Raw genomic sequence first — 18,824 nt, 5'->3', positions numbered from 1 at the left:
GGGACGCTGGGCTCTAGGAGCGCGGCGTCCGCGTGACGGCGCCCAGGCGCGGGATGCGCGGCACCTGCGCTGCGGAGCCGGCCTCCGGCGGCACCACGATCTCCTGTCCGGCCGCGACCTGCACGCCGTCCGCCGCAACGGTCAGCGTCGCGTCGGGGTCGGTCGAACGCTTCACCACGGCGAGGGCGATCGGCCCGAGCTCGTAGTGCACCGCCGACGACGTCACGGCGCCGACCTCGCGGTCGCCTGCGGAGACGACGGCTCCGGATGCGGGGAGCACTCCCTCCGATCCGTCCAGGTGCAGCATGACCAGCCGGCGCGGCGGGTGGCCGAGGTTGTGCACCTTCGCCACGGTCTCCTGGCCGCGATAGCAGCCCTTGCTCAGGTGCACGGCCGTGCGCAGCCAGTCCAGCTCGTGCGGGATGGTGCGCTCGTCGACCTCCGTCGAGAACCGCGGGCGCCAGGCGGCGATCCGCAGGGCGTCGGCCGCCAGCGTTCCGGCGGCGGAGAGCTCGCCCGAGCGGACCCGGGCGACGATGGAGGGCAGCGCGTCGCGCGGGACGAGACGCTCGCTCCACGACCATCCCGCTCCGGGATGCTCGCCGTGGGCGTACTGGTGGCCGCCCGGGGTCACCGCGCGCCAGGGATCGTGCCACACCAGGGGGACGCCGTTCGGCGCGGCGAGCGGCAGCGGCGGGTCGCCGAGGGTGCCGATCGTGGCGAGCTCCGCGGTGCGGTCGGCGAGCTCGACGCGCAGCATGAACCGCATCGAGTCGAGCCAGCCGAGAAGGCCCTCCGCCTCCGGACGGTCGACGAGCAGCCAGAGCGTCTTGCCGTCGTCGACCAGGCGGACGGCGTGCTCGACGCGACCCGTCACATCCAGCAGCAGGGTCTCCGACGACTCCCCCGGCCGCAGCCCGGTGAGCGCCTGGCTCGTGAGGGAGTTCAGCCAGCTGAGCCGGTCGGGGCCCTGGATGGTCAGCACCGCGCGGTCGGACAGGTCGACGATCGCGCCACGTTCGGCCAGCGCACGCTGCTCGGAGAGCGGGCTGCCGTAGTGCGCGGGGACGCCCGTGCCGTCGGTGTCGACCGCGCCGGGCAGGTCGAGGAAGGGCGAGCGCTGTTCGGGCTCCGGGTGGTCGGACATCGGCGGCGCCTCTCAGTCGACCTTGGCGAGCCGGGCGGAGGCGTGCGTGCGCAGCTCCTGGCCCAGGGCGGCGATGTCCCACGCCCACAGCAGGTGGCCGTCCACCAGACCGTAGAGGCGGGTGGCCGCCGTGTACTCCTTCGCCCCGGCCGTGCGCAGCACTGCGTCGGTCGCCAGGTCGATGCGCGGGCCGGCCACCTGCCCGACGTAGAGCTCGCTCACGCCGTCGGGATGGATGATCGACACGTCGATGTCGAAGGCGCCGTGCGAGTTGCGCAGCGCTTCGACGGACTGCGCGGTGCTGAACGGACGGGCGCCGACGCCGGGCAGCATCGCCGGACCGGCGTCGCCCTCGATGAGCTTGCGGCGCAGCCGCCAGTAGCCGGTCTCGGCCGCGAGCGGCGTGTTCTCCTCGTCGAGCACCCACGAGGTCGCCGAGTAGTTGAGGTAGCCCAGCCCGTCGTGGCTGAAGCTGACGCGCTGGCCGAACTCCAGCTGCGTGTGCTCCTCGCCGGCGGCGTAGTCGAGCACGCCCGTGCCCTCCCAGACGCCGATCAGCCAGGAGAGGGGGACCAGCTCGGCGGGGAGATCAGTGGGGATCTCGATCATGACGTCGGCCTCAGGGCTCAGCGCTGACCGCGGAACAGGTTGTAGACCACCAGGCCCGAGACGCCGAGGATGGCGAGAGTGGCCAGGCCCAGAAGGCCGATGAAGAAGAGTTCGAGAGCGACCAGCATGGTGCCAGTCTACCCAGCACCCGCCGACACCAGGGCCAGGATGCCGCCGAAGAGTCCGAGGATCGCGAAGCTGCCGGCGAAGGTCACCGCGAGGCGGTCGATGAAGCCGTCCTTCTGCTGCGTCGCCAGCTGCGCGACGAACCCCAACAGCACCGAGACGCCCAGCGCGAGCGACAGCCACGAGGCGTACTCCGACGCATGCGCGACCGTGCCGATGAGGATGCCGAGCACCAGGGAGACCACCCAGACCGACCCGATGCTCGTCAGCGTCGCCCACCGCGGCAGCGGCGGCTGCACGGGGCCGGCCGCGGCAGCCGGACCCATCGCGTGCATCGGAGGGGTGTCCGGGGTCTCGTCGCTCACGCTCCCATTCTGCCCCGGCGCGGGGCCCCAGCGGCTGCCGGACAGGGCGGGCGGCTGTTTCCGGTAGCATTACGGCACGGTTTCCCGGCGGGTGAGGAGGAATGTGTGGCGCAGCTTCTGATCCTGACCTCTGCGCCGAGCACCACCGCGCCCCGCACTCCAGGGGCGACCTCCTCGGTCGGCGACGCCGCCGGTCCGGGTGCCGAGGTGCTGCCATCGCTCGCGCTGCTCAGCCACCGGGTGCGCCAGATCCCGGCAGAACCCGCCTCGCTCGTCAACGCCCCGAGCTGCGACCTCATCTTCGTGGATGCGCGGCGCGACCTGGCGAGCGCGAAGTCGCTCTGCAAGATCCTGACGACGACCGGGGTCACCGTCCCGCTGGTCCTCGTGCTCACCGAGGGCGGCCTCACGGCGGTCAGCGCCGACTGGGGCGTCAGCGACGTCGTTCTCGACTCCGCGGGCCCGGCCGAGCTGGATGCGCGCATCCGTCTCGCGATCGGCCGTCAGACGCAGGAGCACTCGCAGTCGAAGATCCAGGCCTCCGGCATCACGATCGACGAGGCCAGCTACTCGGCGAAGGCCCACGGCCGCCAGCTCGACCTCACCTTCAAGGAGTTCGAGCTGCTCCGCTTCTTCGCGACGCACCCGTCGCGCGTCTTCACGCGCGAGCAGCTGCTCAGCGAGGTGTGGGGGTACGACTACTTCGGCGGCACCAGGACGGTCGACGTCCACGTGCGACGCCTGCGGGCCAAGCTGGGCGACCTGGAGTCGCTGATCGGCACCGTGCGCAACGTCGGGTACCGGTTCAACGTGTACGAGGAGGAGAACGACCGCCTCCCCACCTCCGTCCGCCCCTGACCTCCGCGACCCCGCGCAGCCCTTCTCTCCACAGCCAGCGTTTATCCACCGTTTACGCAGGCCCGTCACGAGGGCTCCCTCACGGTGCCATGATGGGGGGATGGACGAGCGGACGACTCTGGAGAACGGCCTTCTCGACACGGGGCTGGGCGGGAGCCTGGGCAGCGACTTCGACGACGACTTCGCCCCCTTCATCTACGAGCCCGACCCGACCCTGCCGGACGACCGCTACCTCGACCGCGAGCTGAGCTGGCTCGCGTTCAACCAGCGCGTGCTGGAGCTGGCGGAGGACCCGCTGCTCCCCGTGCTCGAGCGCGCCAACTTCCTCGCCATCTTCGCGAGCAACCTCGACGAGTTCTTCATGGTCCGCGTCGCCGGCCTGAAGCGCCGCATCGCCACCGGCCTCGCGGTGCCCACCAACGTCGGGCGCGCGCCGCAGGACGTGCTCGCCGACATCTCCGAGAAGGCGCACGAGCTGCAGCTCCGTCATGCTCGGGCCTACCACGACCTGGTCCTCCCGGCGCTGCGCGATGCGGGCATCACCGTCGTCACCTACGACCAGCTCGACGACGCCGACAAGGTGCAGCTCCGCGAGATCTTCTCGCAGCAGATCTTCCCTGTGCTGATGCCGCTGGCCGTGGACCCGGCGCATCCGTTCCCCTACATCTCCGGGCTCTCGCTCAACCTCGCCGTGCGGGTGCGCAACTCGCGTACGGGCAAGGAGCAGTTCGCCCGCCTCAAGGTGCCGCAGATGCTGCCGCGCTTCGTCCGCATCGACCAGCGCGAGACCGTCGGCCAGGTGCGCTTCATCACCCTCGAGGAGCTCATCGCCAACCACCTCGGCGACCTCTTCCCCGGCATGGAGATCCTCGACCACCACGTCTTCCGCGTCACCCGCAACGAAGACGTCGAGATCGACGAGGACGAGACGGAGAACCTCATCCAGGCCCTGGAGCGCGAGCTGCTGCGTCGCCGTTTCGGTCCGCCGATCCGCCTCGAGGTCACCGACGACGTCGACCCGGTCACCCTCGGCCTGCTGGTGCGCGAGCTCGACGTGACCGATCAGGAGGTCTACCGCCTCCCGGCCCCGCTCGACCTCGGCGGCCTCTTCGACCTCGCGAAGATCGACCGGCCCGACCTGCACTACCCGAACCACGTCCCGACCACGCCTGCGCAACTCATGCCGAGCGAGCCGAACGCCAAGCCCGACATCTTCGCGGCGATCACCCGGCAGGACGTCCTCGTCCACCACCCGTACGAGTCGTTCGCGACCAGCGTGCAGGCTTTCCTGGAGCAGGCGGCGGCCGACCCGCATGTCCTGGCCATCAAGCAGACGCTGTACCGCACGTCCGGCGACAGCCCCATCGTCGAGGCCCTGATCGACGCGGCGGAAGCCGGCAAGCAGGTGCTCGCCCTCGTCGAGATCAAGGCCCGCTTCGACGAGCAGAACAACATCTCCTGGGCGCGGAAGCTCGAGAAGGCCGGCGTCCACGTGGTCTACGGCCTGGTCGGGCTCAAGACGCACTGCAAGCTCGCCCTCGTCATCCGCGAGGAGAAGGGCGTGCTCAAGAGCTACAGCCACATCGGGACGGGCAACTACAACCCGAAGACCTCCCGCATCTACGAAGACCTGGGGCTCTTCACCGACGACGACCAGGTCGGCAAGGACCTGACGCGCCTGTTCAACGAGCTCTCCGGCTACGCGATCGAGAAGAAGTTCAAGCGGCTCCTCGTCGCGCCGCTGCACCTGCGCAAAGGCCTGCTGAAGCGGATCGACACCGAACGGGCCAACGCCGAGGCCGGGCGGCCGTCCGGCATCCGCATCAAGCTCAACTCGATCGTCGACGAGGCCATCATCGACGCGCTCTACCGCGCCAGCCAGGCCGGCGTCCCTGTCGACCTCTGGGTGCGCGGCATCTGCGGGGTCGTTCCGGGGCGCGAGGGGCTGTCGGAGAACATCCGGGTGCGCTCGGTGCTCGGCCGGTACCTGGAGCACTCGCGCATCTTCTCGTTCGTCAACGGCGGCGACCCGCAGGTGTACATCGGCAGCGCCGACATGATGCACCGCAACCTCGACCGCCGGGTCGAGGCGCTCGTGCGCCTCACCGAACCGGAGCACCTGCGGGAGCTCGGCGACCTCTTCGACCTCGCGTTCGACGAGCGGACCGCCACCTGGAAGCTCGACGAGGACGGCGTGTGGACGCGCCACCACCTCGATGAGAACGGCAAGCCGCTGGTCGACCTGCAGAACAAGCTCATCCAGCAGTACAGCCACCGCCCGCGCAGCACCCGTACGGGAACGAGGCGGTGAGCCCGGCCATCTACGCCGCGGGCGCCCTCTGCTGGCGCGTCGTGGACGATCGGATCGTCGTGCTCGTCGTGCACCGCACCAAGTACGGCGATGTCACCATCCCCAAGGGCAAGGTCGACCCCGGCGAGACGCTTCCGCAGACGGCGGTCCGCGAGATCGAGGAGGAGACGGGCCTGAAGATCGGCCTCGGCGTCCCGCTCGGCGTCTCGACCTATCCCCTCAGCAGCGGCCGCGAGAAGATCGTGCACTATTGGGCGGCCGAGGTCGGCGAGAAGGCGATCCTGCGCTCCACTTTCGTTCCGAACAGCGAGATCGCGGCCATCGAGTGGGTCACGATCAAGAAGGCGCGCGGCTACCTGACCTACGAGCGCGATGTCGAGATCCTCGACGCGTTCGACGCGCTCGTCCACCAGGGCATCACCTCCACGTTCGCGCTGATCGCCCTGCGCCACGGCAAAGCGGCGCCCCGCGACCGCTGGGACGGCTCTGACGCATCGCGCCCGCTCACCGAGCGCGGCGTCAAGCAGGCCGCTGCCGACGTGGCGACCCTCCAGACCTGGCGCCCGAAGCGGATCGTCACGAGCGACGCGGTCCGGTGCGTGACCACCGTCGCCCCGCTCGCGGCCGCGACCGGCATCAAACCGCAGCGCGACCACGGCATCAGCCAGGAGGCCTACGAAGAGGGCCGCGGGGAGGTGCGGGGCGTCGTCGGAAAGCGCGTCCGCTCCCGCAAGACGGCCGTGCTGTGCAGCCACGGGCCCGTGCTGCCCGAGATCATGCGCGAGATCGCGCTGGCGACCGGCACGATGCCCGGCGCCTATCTCGACGACGCGGCCGATCTCGACACCGGCGGCTTCTCGATCGTGCACCTGTCGGCGACGAACCCCGCGTCGGGCATCGTGTCGATCGAGACCTACGCACCGGTCGAGACCGCACCGTGACACGGAGCGGGTGCGCCGGGTTCACCGGCTGACCCGCGGATTCACAGGAGCACGAGGACAAGAGGACGCCCGGCGTTAACCTCCCGTTTACCACCGCGGGGGACTCTGGACAGACACCGGGAATAGCGTCTCACGCGGGTCGCACCGACCCCGTCCTGTTGTTACTGATCCCCGAAGGGACAACTGTGAAACTCAAGCGCATCGGCGCTCCCGTGGCACTTCTCGCCGCAGCCGCCATCTCTCTCACCGCGTGTGCGGCGAACGAGGGCAGCACGCCGTCGACCACGACGGCCAAGGCCTCGAACCTGTCCGGCACGCTGAACGGCATCGGCTCGTCCGCCCAGGGCGCGGCGCAGACGGTGTGGGCCGCCGGCTTCCAGGAGGCCAACCCCAAGGCCACCGTCAACTACGACCCGCAGGGCTCCGGCGCCGGCCGCAAGAGCTTCATCTCGGGTGCCGCCGACTTCGCCGGCTCCGACGCCGCCCTGAAGACCGAGGAGCTCGCCTCCACGTTCGCCGGCTGCGCCGCGAACAGCAAGGGCATCGACCTCCCCGTCTACATCTCCCCGATCGCCATCGCGTACAACGTCGACGGCGTGAAGGACCTCAAGCTCGACGCCGCGACCATCGCCGGCATCTTCTCGGGCAAGATCACCACGTGGGACGACGCCAAGATCAAGGGCCAGAACTCGGGCGCTTCGCTCCCGTCGGCCCCGATCACGGTCGTGCACCGCTCCGACGACTCGGGCACCACGCAGAACTTCACCGAGTACCTCGCCGCGAACGCCCCCGACGTCTGGACGGCCCCGGCCTCCCAGACCTTCCCGTTCCAGGTCGGTGACGCAGCCAAGGGCACCTCGGGTGTCGCGGACGCCACCAAGAACGCGAAGAACTCCATCACGTACATCGACGAGTCGGGCTCGGCGGGCCTCAGCATCGCCCAGCTCAAGGTCGGCAGCAACTACGAGAAGATCAGCGCCGACGGTGCTGCCGCCGTGGTCGCCGCCTCCCCCATCGCCGACGGCCGCGAGGCCAACGACCTGGCCATCCAGATCGACCGCAAGGACACCTCGAAGGGCGCCTGGCCGCTCGTCCTGGTCTCCTACGTGATCGCGTGCCAGGAGTACAAGGACGCCGCCAAGGCCGATCTGGTCAAGGGCTACGTCGACTACATCATCTCGAGCGACGCCCAGAAGGCCGCTGCGGAGCAGGCCGGTTCGGCCCCGCTCTCGAGCGACCTGGCCGACAAGGTCTCCAAGGCCGTCGCCAGCATCAAGTGACACAACGCCGCTCGGCCTGGGCTGCCACGCAGCCCGGGCCGAGCGGTGCTCCCGTCCTCAGCCGCCCCCCACGGCACACCCGATGAGAGAAAGCAACGAATGACCGCCGGAACCGTAGGAGCCATCAGGCCGAAGGCGAAGGTCCGCCTCGGCGACCGGGTCTTCTCGACCAGCACCATCGTGGCCGGATCGCTGATCCTCGCCACCCTCGCCGCCGTTGCGATCTTCCTGGTCGTGCAGAGCATCCCTGCTCTGTTCGCCCACGCCGGCGAGCTGCCCAACAACGCGACGAACTTCTGGTCGTGGGTCTGGCCGCTCGTCTTCGGCACCATCTGGGCGGCCCTGATCGCGCTGCTGATCGCGACCCCGCTGTCCATCGGCATCGCGCTGTTCATCTCGCACTACGCCCCGCGCCGCGTCGCGTCCGTGCTCGGCTACATCATCGACCTCCTCGCCGCTGTCCCCTCCGTCGTCTTCGGCCTCTGGGGCATCGCGACGCTGTCGTCGTTCGTCCAGCCCTTCTACGTCTGGCTCGGCGACAACCTCGGCTGGATCCCGTTCTTCGCGCCGCCGGTCTCCGGCACCGGCCGCACCATCCTCACCGCCGGCCTCGTGCTCGCCGTGATGGTGATCCCGATCATGACCGCGATCTGCCGCGAGATCTTCCTGCAGACCCCGCGCCTCCACGAGGAGGCCGCCCTGGCCCTCGGTGCGACGCGCTGGGAGATGGTCAGGATGGCCGTCCTCCCCTTCGCCCGCAGCGGCATCATCTCCGCCATCATGCTCGGCCTCGGCCGCGCGCTCGGCGAGACGCTGGCCATCGCGATGGTGCTCTCCCCCGCCCTGATCGTGAAGTTCGCGGTGCTGCAGGCGCAGAGCCCGAACACGATCGCCGCGAACATCGCCCTGCAGTTCCCCGAGGCGACCGGGCTCGGCGTGAACGCGCTCATCGCCTCCGGCCTCGTGCTGTTCGTGGTGACCCTGCTCATCAACATGCTCGCCCGCTACATCGTCAGCCGCCGCAAGGCCTTCTCTGGAGCGAACTGATGGCCACCACCACCGCCACCGCCCCACGTCCGCTCGTGAACTCGTACACCGCGGGCAAGCTGCCGCGCTGGGCGCCGTGGACGATGCTCGTCGTCTCCTGGGTCGTCTTCGGGGCGATCTTCGCCATGCTGGCCGCGAGCGGCGCGACCAAGGACTTCAACATCGTCGGCGCGATCTTCTTCGGGACCGTGCTGTTCGACGTGGCGATCTACACGACCTCGCTGCTGGTCGAGGGCTCCCGCAAGGCCATGGACCGGCTGGTCACCTCGCTGGTCGCCACCGCGTTCATCATCGCCCTCCTCCCGCTGATCTCCCTCGGCTGGACGGTCGTCTCGCAGGGCCTCGCCCGCTTCGACATCGCCTTCTTCTCGGAGTCGATGCGCAACGTCATCGGCGACGGGGGCGGCGCGCTGCACGCGATCGTCGGAACACTCGAGATCACCCTCATGGCGGCGGTCATCTCCGTGCCGATCGGCCTCCTCACCTCCATCTATCTGGTCGAGTACGGCCGTGGAGCTCTCGCGCGCGGCATCACCTTCTTCGTGGACGTGATGACCGGCATCCCCTCCATCGTCGCCGGCCTGTTCGCGTACGCCCTGTTCGCGCTCTTCTTCGGCCCCGGCATCCGCAACGGCTTCATGGGAGCCGTCGCGCTGTCCGTGCTGATGATCCCGGTGGTCGTCCGCTCCAGCGAGGAGATTCTCCGGATCGTGCCCAACGAGCTGCGTGAGGCGTCGCTCGCTCTCGGCGTCCCCAAGTGGCTGACCGTGCTCAAGGTGGTGCTGCCCACCTCGCTCGCCGGCCTCGTCACCGGCGTCATGCTCGCCATCGCCCGCGTCATCGGCGAGACGGCGCCGCTGCTCATCGTCGCCGGCTTCACCACGAGCATGAACTACGACCTCTTCAGCGACCGGATGATGACCGTCCCGGTCTTCGTGTACACCCAGTACACACAGGCCGCGGGCCTCCACGCGCAGGCGCAGATCGACCGCGCCTGGACGGGCGCCCTCGCGCTCATCATCATCGTGATGCTGCTCAACCTGGCCGGCCGCATCATCGCGAAGGCCTTCGCCCCCAAGTACGGCCGCTGAACCCGCACCCCTCCACCCGACAGCCAAGGAATCAAGTGTCCAAGCGCATCGAAGTCAACGACCTCAACGTCTACTACGGCAAGTTCCGCGCCGTCGAGGGCGTCTCGCTCACCATCGAGCCCCGCTCCGTGACGGCCTTCATCGGCCCGTCGGGATGCGGCAAGTCGACGTTCCTCCGCACCTTGAACCGCATGCACGAGGTGATCCCCGGCGCGTACGTCGAGGGCGAGGTGCTCATCGACGGCAACAACCTGTACGGCCCGGGCGTCGACCCCGTTCTCGTGCGCCGCCAGGTGGGCATGGTGTTCCAGCGCCCGAACCCGTTCCCGACCATGAGCATCCGCGACAACGTTCTCGCCGGAGTGAAGCTCAACAACCGCCGGATGTCGAAGAGTGAGGCCGACGACCTGGTGGAGAGCTCGCTGCAGGGCGCCAACCTGTGGAACGAGGTCAAGGACCGCCTGAACCTCCCCGGGTCCGGCCTCTCCGGCGGCCAGCAGCAGCGTCTCTGCATCGCCCGCGCGATCGCCGTCTCCCCCGACGTGCTGCTGATGGACGAGCCGTGCTCGGCCCTCGACCCGATCTCGACGCTCGCGATCGAGGACCTCATCGAGGAGCTGAAGAACGACTACACGATCGTCATCGTGACCCACAACATGCAGCAGGCCTCGCGCGTCTCCGACCGCACCGCGTTCTTCAACATCGCAGGCACCGGCAAGCCGGGCAAGCTCATCGAGTACAACGACACGAACCAGATCTTCTCCAACCCGACCGTGCAGGCCACCGAGGACTACGTCTCCGGCCGCTTCGGGTGATCCGGGAGCGACCGGATGGTCGCAGCACCGACGAGAAACGCCGCCGATCCGTGCGATCGGCGGCGTTCTTCGTCTCGTGGCCCGAGCCTGTCGGGGACGGGTCAGGACGCGATCGCGACGATGGGCGGCGTGGTCGGCTTGTCCGACCCGCCGCTCGGTTCGACCGTGACGCCGACCGCGTCGCCCGCCGCCATCTCGCCGGTGAGCACCCGCCAGGTCGATCCGGACTCGGCCGGGGTCATCGTCCCGGCCGGGATGGCCTTGCCGTCGCGCAGGTACCAGAGCTCATAGGTCTTGTCACCTGGAAGGGCCGGGAGGCCGTTGGCGACGAGCGCGGAACGCCCCAGCTCGCCCGACCACACCAGGGTCGCCGTGCCGCCGCCCTCGACCCGCGCGGTCGCCCGCTGGACGTCGGGGGCCGCGTTGATCTCGGCCAGAGCGGACGCCTGCTGCGACTGGTAGGAGTTGCCGCCCGAGAGCGTCGAGCCGACGACGGCACCGCCGACGAACAGCACGATCGCCGCGGCCGCGGCGCCGAGGAGCAGGCCGGGGCGCTGGAACCAGCGGCGCTGCGCAGCGCGCTCGGCACGGCCCTGCGCCGGCTCGGGTGCAGCGGTGGGCGCGGGTGCAGCGGTGGATGCGGAGGTCGCGTCGGATGTAGTAGTCGCGTCGGCGGCCGGAGCAGCGGCCGGCTGGGCGGCATCCTGAGCCGGCAGCTGCGGCGTGCTCTGCAGCTGCGCGAACAGCGCCGCCTTGAGCTCGGGGCGCGGCTGCACCGGCTCTGCGGAGAGCGCGAGCTCGGCGGCGACCTCCTCGAAGGCACGGGCCTCCTGCTCGTCGTCCGCCCCCAGGCGGTAGCCGAGGCGCCCGGTGTCGGGGTCGTCCTCGCGGGTCATGTCGTCACCCCCAGTTCCTCTCGCAGCCGTATCATCGCATCGCGCAGCCGAGTCTTCGCTGTGCCGAGCGGGATTCCGAGTTCGGCTGCGACCTCGGACTGGCTGAGTCCTCCGTAATAGGCGAGGGTGACGGCGCGCCGCTGCGGCTCGCTGAGTTTCGCCATGGCCACCTCCACCCTCTCGTGCTCGACCCGGACCTCCACCGTCTCGGCCACCTGGTCGTAAGCGGTCGGGAGGTCGCGGATGCCCACGGCCGTGTCCCGGTCGCGCGATGCCTGCGATGCCCGGATCCGGTCGACTGCGCGCCGGTGGGCCATGGTCATGATCCACGTCTGCGCTCGACCCTTATTCGGATCGAACCGCGGAGCGGATTGCCAGGCCTCGAGGAAGACCTCCTGGGCGACCTCCTCCGACTGCGCAGCGTCGATGAGGAGGCGGCGGATCAGCCCGAGGACGCGCGCGGCGGTCAGGTCGTAGAAGCGCGAGAACGCCTCCTGGTCGCCGGTCGCGGTGCGGACGAGGAGGTCGTCGAGGTCGACCGCAGGGGCGTCGTCCACGTCGTCTCCGCTCTCATCCGGTCCGCCGGGGTTCGACCCGCCGATGTTCGAGCGGGCCTCCCCCGACAGGAGAGTGCCGGGCCGCAGAACGCCTCTCGGCGCGAGGCCGCTCGAAGCGGCTAGTTTTGGAGCCCGGGGTTACTGCGGCCCGGCGACATCCAGTGTACAGGAGCGTCCGCGCGCCCTCTCGGCGTGGCGTTCGCAGCGGGAGAACGCGGATGCCGGATCGGGGGTTGACCGCGTCGCCGCCGTGGCTTCAGTCGAGCGAGTCCGACCGCCAGAGCCGCGCACATGCCGTCAGCTCCTCAGCGGTGCGGGTGAATCGCAGCGCGCGGGTCGTCAGCTCGCTCGCCCGCTCGGGGTCGAGCACGTCGCGGTCGTCGGCGACGGAGGCGGCGCCGGCCGCCGCGACCCGGCAGAACGCCGCTGCCCGGTCGAGCGCGACGGCGAAGTCGCCCTCGAACAGGCCGCGGAGGATGCGGTCGGCGAGCTCGGTGATCTCGGCCGGTCCCGTCGGGTCCGGCGCGCCCGCGACGACGGCGTCGATGGACCCGAGCACCTCGGTGCCGCGCTGGAACAGGTACGCGGTGCCCTCCGCATCCTGCCGGATGAGCAGCCGGATCAGGTAGATGCGCCACAGGGCGCCCGGCAGGCTCTTGGCGTTCGACCGCGACCACAGCTCGGCGAGCGCGTCGATGCCGTGCGCGTCGGTGAACGCGACCAGCCGGTCGACGACTTCCGGATCGGGGTTCTCGCGCACGCGGGCGAGGAGCGCACGCGCGGTCTCGTGGGCGACCCTGCTGATCTGCGCGGGGTCCTCCCCGCCCATGAAGGCCTCGAACATCCCACTCGTGAACAGCGCGGGCTTGTGGAACCGGTCAGACATCCCCCTATTCTGCCCCCGCCACGGGACGGGGTGAATCCACGCTAGATTGGACGTGAGGGCCTGTAGCTCAGTTGGCAGAGCATCGGACTTTTAATCCGCGGGTCGTGGGTTCGAGCCCCACCGGGCCCACTGTTTAGCCAAGATTGCGACGTCAGCACCTCGTCATCCATCACAAACCCATCACTTTGGGCAAGGGCCCTCCATCCGGGGGACGGCGAGGAAGTTGTCCACAGCTCTTGTGCCCCGTTTAGGGGGGCGCCGGGGGTGTCCATCTACAGGTTTGAGCTCTACCATGGGGACATGCCCACCCTCATCCGCACGAACGTTCGCCGCACCCAAGAGGCGCGCAAGCCCGTCGAGGCGCAGGTGGCTAAGATTCGTGATCTTCCCATCGAGCAGCTTCGGGAACGCATCGCCGCGTCGCGAGCGCTTTCCGCCGAAGAACTGGCCCAGAAGCAGGCGACTGATATTCGCGCGCGCGCCGAGCAGGCCGCTGGGCGTATCCGCGACATCTAAACCGTGGAGTCCCCGCGTCTCCGCGCCACCGAGCGCTGCGTTGTCGACGACCTGGGGCTCAACGCTAATCACCACGTACGGGACGCGCGCCACTATTGCGCTGAGCACGAGGCTCTTCGCGCATTCGTAGTGAAGCGCGCTGGCATGCCTGGAGGCGGCGAACCGATCAAGGACGTGGGCAGACATGGACTCGTCAAGAGTCTTCACGTTGGTCGAGCTCGCGGTGCCACGCTCTGGGACGCAGAAAACGACGTCTGTTGGCTACTTGCCTACGGGGCGACACACGCGACGCATGAGAAGCGCGACGTATACAAGCACTTCATGGCTCTACACGATCGCCAGGAGCTGTTGCCGACGGCGTCGGACTACGAGGCGCTGTTTAGGACATTCGCCGTCAATCTGCTCGATGGCATTGCGGCGACCGCGGAGGACATTTACGGCGAAGCTCGTGCGCACCCTCGGGCGGCCGTGCATCGCTCGTATGGGGACGGGGAAGTTCGGATGCTCGTGGACTTGTTGGTCATCGACGACGCCGAGTGCGAGGAAGGTTGGCTATGTCTGACCTTCCCGTGGGAGGCGATGCCTCTCGAAACGGAGATCATCGACCTAGTGGGACGTCTGCTTCCCGACGCGGTCGACCTTGACACCCTGCAGCTGATCTCAGAGTTCGACCATCAGCAGCTTGACCCGAACCAGATCGGCTTCACCTGGTCAGTTCTGCCGGAGGGCTGAGCGGGAGGCCGCATGACCGACAGGGGAGGTACGAGTACCAACTCCTAGGAGCGGCTTCGAGCGGCGCGGACCGTCTCGCTGCAGCGGTCGGCGCCGCTGTCCCGACCCTAACCCGACCATGGCCGGTGGCGAAAGATACTCAATGGTCGCTCTCTCGCCGCGGCTGCCTCACACGGCGCCGCGAAGATTTATTGACCTCGGTCTCGCGAACGCCCGCAACATGGTTGCGCGTCTCGACGACGAGAATGGCAATCAGTCATGCTCGCTCGGTCGGTAGCGACTCAATCCAGCTGTGTAGGTCCTCTGCGAGGATGATCACCTTGGAGTTGGCGTAGTGGACGACCAGGTCGTTGTGATTCACGAACTCGCGGAGGAAGGACGGAGATACTCCGCACTCCTCCGCTGCTGCACTCAGTGTGTAAGCGACTCGCCTCGGTGCCGACATTGCCGAGGGCGCCTCGCGGATGACGTAAGCATCGCTGACCCCACCGTCTCGCTTGCGGCGCTCCCAAGGGCGATTTGGTGGCCCTACTGGCTCTCCGCGCTGCAGCGCGGTCAGGCGAGCGCCGAGCCAGTGTCTCATCTCGAGGTAGGCGTCGCGCTGATCCCACAGGCACCAGAAGTTCACTCTGAGGTCATCGATTGGCGGGGCGCTATCGGGTAGATCGGTGCGTTGCGCGCGGACCCTGATGCGCCCGGATGTGTCGGTGATCCTGGCCGGCACTAGAGAGCCGTGCTTCTTCGAATGCCAGGCCCAGACCTGGTCGACTTCCATCTGGGGACGTCGGGAGACGTCAACGTCGCTCATGGCGGAAGGGTACGCAATGTTGCGCATCCTTGGCCAGCGTTCGTTGGATCATTCAGCCGCCTCTCGCGCGCGAGCCTCGTCTCGAGTGGGGAGGCGCCTCAGATGAGCGATTCGGTCGGGCGTATCGATGATCCAGCGGCGGCCGGAGCCATCGATCCAGGTGAGGATCGGGTACATGCGTCCAGGAGTGGTCTCCGGGTCCTCCATCGATCGCGCTGCCCAGATGTCGAACCACATGCCGTAGAACGAGTGCGCCTCACGGCCGAGGATGGCCGGGGTGACGTAGTCGTGCTGGATCTGCCAAATCATCGGGGCCCCATCTGGGGAAGTACCGTGCCCGGCATAGATTCTGACCTCCATGATTGGCCCATCGCCGGCGTTGACGACATACCAGCTGCTGCCATTCACGGTCCACTGATGATCCACGACGACCTTCTGTGCCTCAAGCAGTGCGCGCTGCTCGTCCACCCGTGCATCACGGGCAGCCACCGCCTCCGCATCGCGCTTACGGAGGTGATTGTCGCGGATTGCCGATCCGACGGCGATGCCAACGGCAGCAGCCGTGGCCAGGAATGACGCGATTATCGGCAACCACGTCTCCCACCAGGGCTGATCGACGATGACGTGGATGGGCACCGGAGTCATGCGGTCAAGCTATCGTCTCCAAATCGGCCCGGGAAGATCGCCACGACGACGGAACGGCTACTCGCTGTGGCGACCCCACAACCCCATCTCGGTTAGGTGCTGCACGCGATCACGACTGAGGTGCGGTGGGCGTTCGATCCCCAGTGCTCGAAGTGCGTTCAGGTCCACGAAGCCCTTGCTACGGGGCATGACGAGCCCGTTGACGCGGGCCCAGGCCTGCACAGCCTCCCAGTACCTGTTGGACGGTGACACTTCATCCCAGTTCGCTTGGTAGTGAGACGGCACGGTGTCGCCGAAGCCGTGGGCTTTCAGCCAGTTGGTCGAGTGGTGTCCAGCTGACCAAGTTGCATCGTCGACGTCGAGCAGCTCTGCTGGCACGCAGGTGCGGTCGATTCCTGCGTCGGAGATCCTGCGTGGCATACGTTCTACCTTTCCTGCGCTTCCCAGCGCCTCTGAGCGGCCCACTCCGCCGACCGGACGCGGTCGGGTTTGATGAGTACCGGCCGGGGCCCATTCTTCCCGGCACCGGGGACAGCATCCGGGACCTTGAACGTCGCGATTCGGTTGCCGAACGCCGCCTGCTGTAAGCGAAACTCGCTCGCCGAGCGCCGTCACGTCTCTGACGCCACAATGGTTCTTCTCGTCTCACTCCAAGAACTGGGAAGATGCAAACATGGCCGCCCCTACAGTTTTCGTGAGCTCGACCTTCTATGACCTCCGGTACGCGCGAGAATCGCTCAAACGATTCATCGAACAGTTTGGCTATATCCCCGTGCTGAGCGAAGAGGGTGCGGTCTATTTCGATCCGGCCACCACAGCCGCGGAAGCATGCCTGAAGGAGGTATCAAACGCCGACCTGATGGTGCTGTTGATCGGTGGCCGTTACGGGATGGCGCTTCCCGGATCGGACGAGTCCGTCACGAACGCGGAGTATCAGCGCGCAGTAAAAGACAAGATTCCGGTCTTTGCGATGGTAGAACAGTCGACGTTCAACGATTACGCCGTCTATCAAGCTAACGTAGGTTCGCCTGAGGCGTTGGCACAGATGAAGTTTCCCAATGCCGACAACGTGAAGATATTTGAGTTCATTGATTCGGTTCGGAAGCAGGCAGAAAACAACGCGCTAGTGCCCTTCCGCACGATCTCGGACATTGAGACATACCTCCGCGCGCAGTGGGCAGGAATGATGCACGATCACCTTTCCAGCACTTCCAGAGAAGCCCAAGTCGTGGACACGTTAGAAGTCCTGACTAGCGTCAACACTCGAGTCGAACTCATCGCATCGCAGATTCTTCGATCAGTGGGAACACCCATGGACAGGGTGTACGTCAATCTGCTCCAAGCCATGGTCGGCGAACCTATCGTCGGCGACTTTCGCTATTTCGGCGGAAGCCCTAAGCCGGGCGACATTCTGAAATGGACAACCCTTGAAGAGTGCGCAGTAGCACTAGGCAAGGAGTTGCGACCGTACCGGGGGCCGGAAGACACAGATGAAGTGAACATCATTTCGAGCTCCGGCGCGGTGACCAACGCTCGCCGCCGCGAAATGGTGCGCAACTATGAGGAACTTCGCGAAAAGCTCTCTGCAATCCTCGGAGCCTCAGGCTTCACCTTGGAAGACGTAGTGGAGTACGAGCAGTCCGGTTCTGCCGGGAACGACCCGGTTCGCAACGCGCCCGTGGCCCGACCCGCCGCCCGCTAACCAGGGCGGGTTTGCGAGAGTACTTGGACAGCGCCCAGACCCGACCCTGAGCAGCCCTGGTGCAATGAGCCGACTGCGGCACCCGCCGCTACCTTGACGCATCCGGCTGAGTGGGCCTGATCCGCCTCTTCGGATCTCCGCTGATCACCACGGGAGGACTTAGAGGCCGATTGCCGTCGACCAGCCATGTCCAGATGGTACGATATCTTGTACCACTTGGAGGAATCATGGCCATCACGGCAAGCGAGGCTCGCAGCGACCTGTTCGGGCTCATCGAGCGCGTCAACCTCGACCAGACCGAAGTCGAGATCACGTCCAAGCGCGGTTCGGCCGTACTGATGTCGAAGGACGAGTACGACTCCCTGCTCGAGACGACCTACCTCCTGCGCTCCCCCAAGAACGCACGCCGCCTCATCGATGCCATCGAGAGCGCCCGCTCGGGAGACACCACCGAGCACGACCTGACCAGTGAGTGAGCGCAAGCTCGCGTGGACGGCCGGCGGGTGGGAGGACTACCTCTACTGGCAGGGCCAGGACCGGCGAACGCTCAAGCGGATCAACCTCCTGGTCGAGGACATCCTGCGCGACGACCCATTCGAGGGCGTCGGCAAGCCGGAACCGCTGAAGCACGCGCTGGCCGGGGCGTGGTCGCGTCGCATCGATGAAGCCAACCGTCTCGTGTACGTGGTGGACGACGCCTACGTCATCATCCTGCAAGCGCGTTACCACTACTGACCTGGTGTCAGTGGTGCCGTTGGCAGAGCATCGGACCTTTGATCCGCGGGTCGTGGGCTTCGAGCCCCACCGGGCCCACCCTCGTCGGGACGCGGCTAACCCGCGACCCGGTGCCCGAGCGATCCGACGTGACAGTATGAACGCGTGACGTCGCGCGCGAAGATCCGCTCAAAACTGAAGGCCGGCGTCGGTCGCGAAAAGATCATGAAGATCCGTCGGCGATCGCGTCCCGGCTACACGATCGACGGGTTCCTCCTCGCTATCGGACGAAGGTGGGTACTGCTGTCACAGACCTCCGACGGCGGGCACATGAACGGCTTCGCGGCAATTCGGATCAGCGATGTGCAGAGCATCAGACCAGACCGGTCGTTTCGGTCCGAGTTCGCCAAGACGAGGCCCGACTGGCCTCCGACGCTGCCTCCCGTGAGCACGGAACTCGACCTCGACAGCACTAAAGGGATGCTGCGATCGCTCCTCGTCCCGGGTCACCTGCTCGGCATCGAGCGGGACCGTCGACCTGACGCGTTGTGGATAGGCGTACCGGACGGCTTGACGAAGAAGTTCCTCTATCTCTGGGAGGTCACTCCCCGCGCGACCTGGGACGAAGGGGCCCTGGGTTACAGACTCAAGACCATCACAACTGTGGTTTTCGGCGATCAGTATCAGGCCGCACTCGCGGCGATGGCGGGGGAACCACCTGCCCAAGCGGCGAGCGACTGGCTGCATGATCTCGTAAAGATCGGCTGAGGGATCGAAT

The 18,824-nt window shown here is 67.5% G+C and carries 22 protein-coding genes and 1 tRNA gene; 14 read left to right on the top strand and 9 right to left on the bottom strand.

Features of this window, described 5'->3' with window-relative positions:
- Positions 1-13: 13 nt before the first annotated feature.
- From ygfZ to BLW09_RS04350, 3 genes are all read right to left on the bottom strand, one after another.
- Positions 14-1,147: a CAF17-like 4Fe-4S cluster assembly/insertion protein YgfZ gene (gene ygfZ, locus BLW09_RS04360; RefSeq protein WP_089908920.1), complete on the bottom strand. Its 1,134-nt coding sequence runs from the start codon at positions 1,145-1,147 to the stop codon at positions 14-16.
- Between the two features lie 12 nt (positions 1,148-1,159).
- Positions 1,160-1,756 (bottom strand): FABP family protein, encoded by a 597-nt coding sequence (locus BLW09_RS04355; RefSeq protein WP_089908917.1) that lies wholly within the window; start codon positions 1,754-1,756, stop codon positions 1,160-1,162.
- 137 nt (positions 1,757-1,893) lie between these two features.
- Positions 1,894-2,247, bottom strand: coding sequence for a hypothetical protein (locus BLW09_RS04350; protein WP_089908914.1), 354 nt, complete (start codon positions 2,245-2,247; stop codon positions 1,894-1,896).
- A 105-nt stretch (positions 2,248-2,352) separates the two neighbouring features.
- Here BLW09_RS04350 and BLW09_RS04345 point away from each other — a divergent pair, with 105 nt between their 5' ends.
- From BLW09_RS04345 to pstB, 7 genes are all read left to right on the top strand, one after another.
- On the top strand, positions 2,353-3,105 hold the full coding sequence (locus BLW09_RS04345; RefSeq protein WP_089908911.1) for a response regulator transcription factor: 753 nt from the start codon (positions 2,353-2,355) through the stop codon (positions 3,103-3,105).
- 100 nt (positions 3,106-3,205) lie between these two features.
- Positions 3,206-5,416, top strand: coding sequence for an RNA degradosome polyphosphate kinase (locus tag BLW09_RS04340; RefSeq protein WP_089908908.1), 2,211 nt, complete (start codon positions 3,206-3,208; stop codon positions 5,414-5,416).
- Positions 5,413-6,357 carry an NUDIX hydrolase gene (locus tag BLW09_RS04335; RefSeq protein WP_089908905.1) on the top strand — a complete coding sequence of 315 codons (945 nt, stop codon included), beginning with the start codon at positions 5,413-5,415 and terminating at the stop codon, positions 6,355-6,357. The genes BLW09_RS04340 and BLW09_RS04335 overlap by 4 nt, the downstream gene beginning before the upstream one ends.
- A gap of 185 nt (positions 6,358-6,542) precedes the next feature.
- Positions 6,543-7,637 carry a phosphate ABC transporter substrate-binding protein PstS gene (gene pstS, locus BLW09_RS04330; protein ID WP_089908902.1) on the top strand — a complete coding sequence of 365 codons (1,095 nt, stop codon included), beginning with the start codon at positions 6,543-6,545 and terminating at the stop codon, positions 7,635-7,637.
- A gap of 99 nt (positions 7,638-7,736) precedes the next feature.
- On the top strand, positions 7,737-8,684 hold the full coding sequence (pstC, locus tag BLW09_RS04325; RefSeq protein ID WP_089908899.1) for a phosphate ABC transporter permease subunit PstC: 948 nt from the start codon (positions 7,737-7,739) through the stop codon (positions 8,682-8,684).
- Positions 8,684-9,775 carry a phosphate ABC transporter permease PstA gene (gene pstA, locus BLW09_RS04320; RefSeq protein WP_089908896.1) on the top strand — a complete coding sequence of 364 codons (1,092 nt, stop codon included), beginning with the start codon at positions 8,684-8,686 and terminating at the stop codon, positions 9,773-9,775. The genes pstC and pstA overlap by 1 nt, the downstream gene beginning before the upstream one ends.
- Positions 9,776-9,810: 35 nt before the next feature.
- Positions 9,811-10,590, top strand: coding sequence for a phosphate ABC transporter ATP-binding protein PstB (gene pstB / locus BLW09_RS04315; protein ID WP_018191823.1), 780 nt, complete (start codon positions 9,811-9,813; stop codon positions 10,588-10,590).
- 101 nt (positions 10,591-10,691) lie between these two features.
- Here the strand turns inward: pstB and BLW09_RS04310 are convergent, their stop codons facing one another.
- The 3 genes from BLW09_RS04310 to BLW09_RS04300 form a co-directional block, all read right to left on the bottom strand.
- A complete protein-coding gene (locus BLW09_RS04310) occupies positions 10,692-11,486 on the bottom strand; it encodes an anti-sigma factor (protein WP_089908893.1) in 795 nt (264 codons plus the stop codon).
- Positions 11,483-12,043 carry an ECF RNA polymerase sigma factor SigK gene (gene sigK / locus BLW09_RS04305; RefSeq protein WP_089908891.1) on the bottom strand — a complete coding sequence of 187 codons (561 nt, stop codon included), beginning with the start codon at positions 12,041-12,043 and terminating at the stop codon, positions 11,483-11,485. Before sigK ends, BLW09_RS04310 begins: the two co-directional genes overlap by 4 nt.
- Before the next feature lie 256 nt (positions 12,044-12,299).
- Positions 12,300-12,929: a DNA-directed RNA polymerase subunit beta gene (locus BLW09_RS04300; RefSeq protein ID WP_089908888.1), complete on the bottom strand. Its 630-nt coding sequence runs from the start codon at positions 12,927-12,929 to the stop codon at positions 12,300-12,302.
- Positions 12,930-12,985: 56 nt separating this feature from the next.
- Here BLW09_RS04300 and BLW09_RS04295 point away from each other — a divergent pair.
- The 3 genes from BLW09_RS04295 (at position 12,986) to BLW09_RS04285 (ending at position 14,177) form a co-directional block, all read left to right on the top strand.
- Positions 12,986-13,058, top strand: a tRNA-Lys gene (locus BLW09_RS04295).
- Positions 13,059-13,229: 171 nt separating this feature from the next.
- Positions 13,230-13,445 (top strand): hypothetical protein, encoded by a 216-nt coding sequence (locus tag BLW09_RS04290; protein WP_157696900.1) that lies wholly within the window; start codon positions 13,230-13,232, stop codon positions 13,443-13,445.
- Between the two features lie 321 nt (positions 13,446-13,766).
- Entirely contained in the window at positions 13,767-14,177 is a 411-nt protein-coding gene (locus BLW09_RS04285; RefSeq protein WP_089908882.1) for a hypothetical protein, read from the top strand.
- Between the two features lie 256 nt (positions 14,178-14,433).
- Here the strand turns inward: BLW09_RS04285 and BLW09_RS04280 are convergent, their stop codons facing one another.
- Genes BLW09_RS04280 through BLW09_RS18865 form a run of 3 tightly spaced genes read right to left on the bottom strand, consistent with a single transcriptional unit; the run spans position 14,434 to position 16,050 of the window.
- Positions 14,434-14,985 carry a helix-turn-helix domain-containing protein gene (locus BLW09_RS04280; protein WP_089908879.1) on the bottom strand — a complete coding sequence of 184 codons (552 nt, stop codon included), beginning with the start codon at positions 14,983-14,985 and terminating at the stop codon, positions 14,434-14,436.
- 48 nt (positions 14,986-15,033) lie between these two features.
- Positions 15,034-15,630 (bottom strand): hypothetical protein, encoded by a 597-nt coding sequence (locus BLW09_RS04275; RefSeq protein ID WP_089908875.1) that lies wholly within the window; start codon positions 15,628-15,630, stop codon positions 15,034-15,036.
- A 57-nt stretch (positions 15,631-15,687) separates the two neighbouring features.
- Positions 15,688-16,050 (bottom strand): hypothetical protein, encoded by a 363-nt coding sequence (locus BLW09_RS18865; protein WP_157696899.1) that lies wholly within the window; start codon positions 16,048-16,050, stop codon positions 15,688-15,690.
- Positions 16,051-16,324: 274 nt separating this feature from the next.
- On the opposite strand from BLW09_RS18865, the gene BLW09_RS04270 reads away from it, so the two are divergent.
- The 4 genes from BLW09_RS04270 to BLW09_RS04255 all read left to right on the top strand — a co-directional run bounded on the left by BLW09_RS04270 (position 16,325) and on the right by BLW09_RS04255 (position 18,814).
- On the top strand, positions 16,325-17,332 hold the full coding sequence (locus BLW09_RS04270; protein WP_157696898.1) for a DUF4062 domain-containing protein: 1,008 nt from the start codon (positions 16,325-16,327) through the stop codon (positions 17,330-17,332).
- A gap of 227 nt (positions 17,333-17,559) precedes the next feature.
- Entirely contained in the window at positions 17,560-17,808 is a 249-nt protein-coding gene (locus BLW09_RS04265) for a type II toxin-antitoxin system Phd/YefM family antitoxin (protein ID WP_089908869.1), read from the top strand.
- A complete protein-coding gene (locus tag BLW09_RS04260) occupies positions 17,801-18,067 on the top strand; it encodes a Txe/YoeB family addiction module toxin (protein ID WP_089908866.1) in 267 nt (88 codons plus the stop codon). The genes BLW09_RS04265 and BLW09_RS04260 overlap by 8 nt, the downstream gene beginning before the upstream one ends.
- A 144-nt stretch (positions 18,068-18,211) precedes the next feature.
- Positions 18,212-18,814, top strand: a complete 603-nt coding sequence (locus BLW09_RS04255; RefSeq protein WP_089908863.1) for a hypothetical protein — start codon at positions 18,212-18,214, stop codon at positions 18,812-18,814.
- The last annotated feature ends 10 nt before the right edge of the window (positions 18,815-18,824 follow it).

Source organism: Leifsonia sp. 21MFCrub1.1, assembly GCF_900107895.1.
GTDB classification, from domain to species: domain Bacteria; phylum Actinomycetota; class Actinomycetes; order Actinomycetales; family Microbacteriaceae; genus Leifsonia; species Leifsonia soli.
The sequence above is the reverse complement of the archived record's forward strand: the minus strand, read 5'-3'. Positions and strand labels throughout refer to the sequence as shown.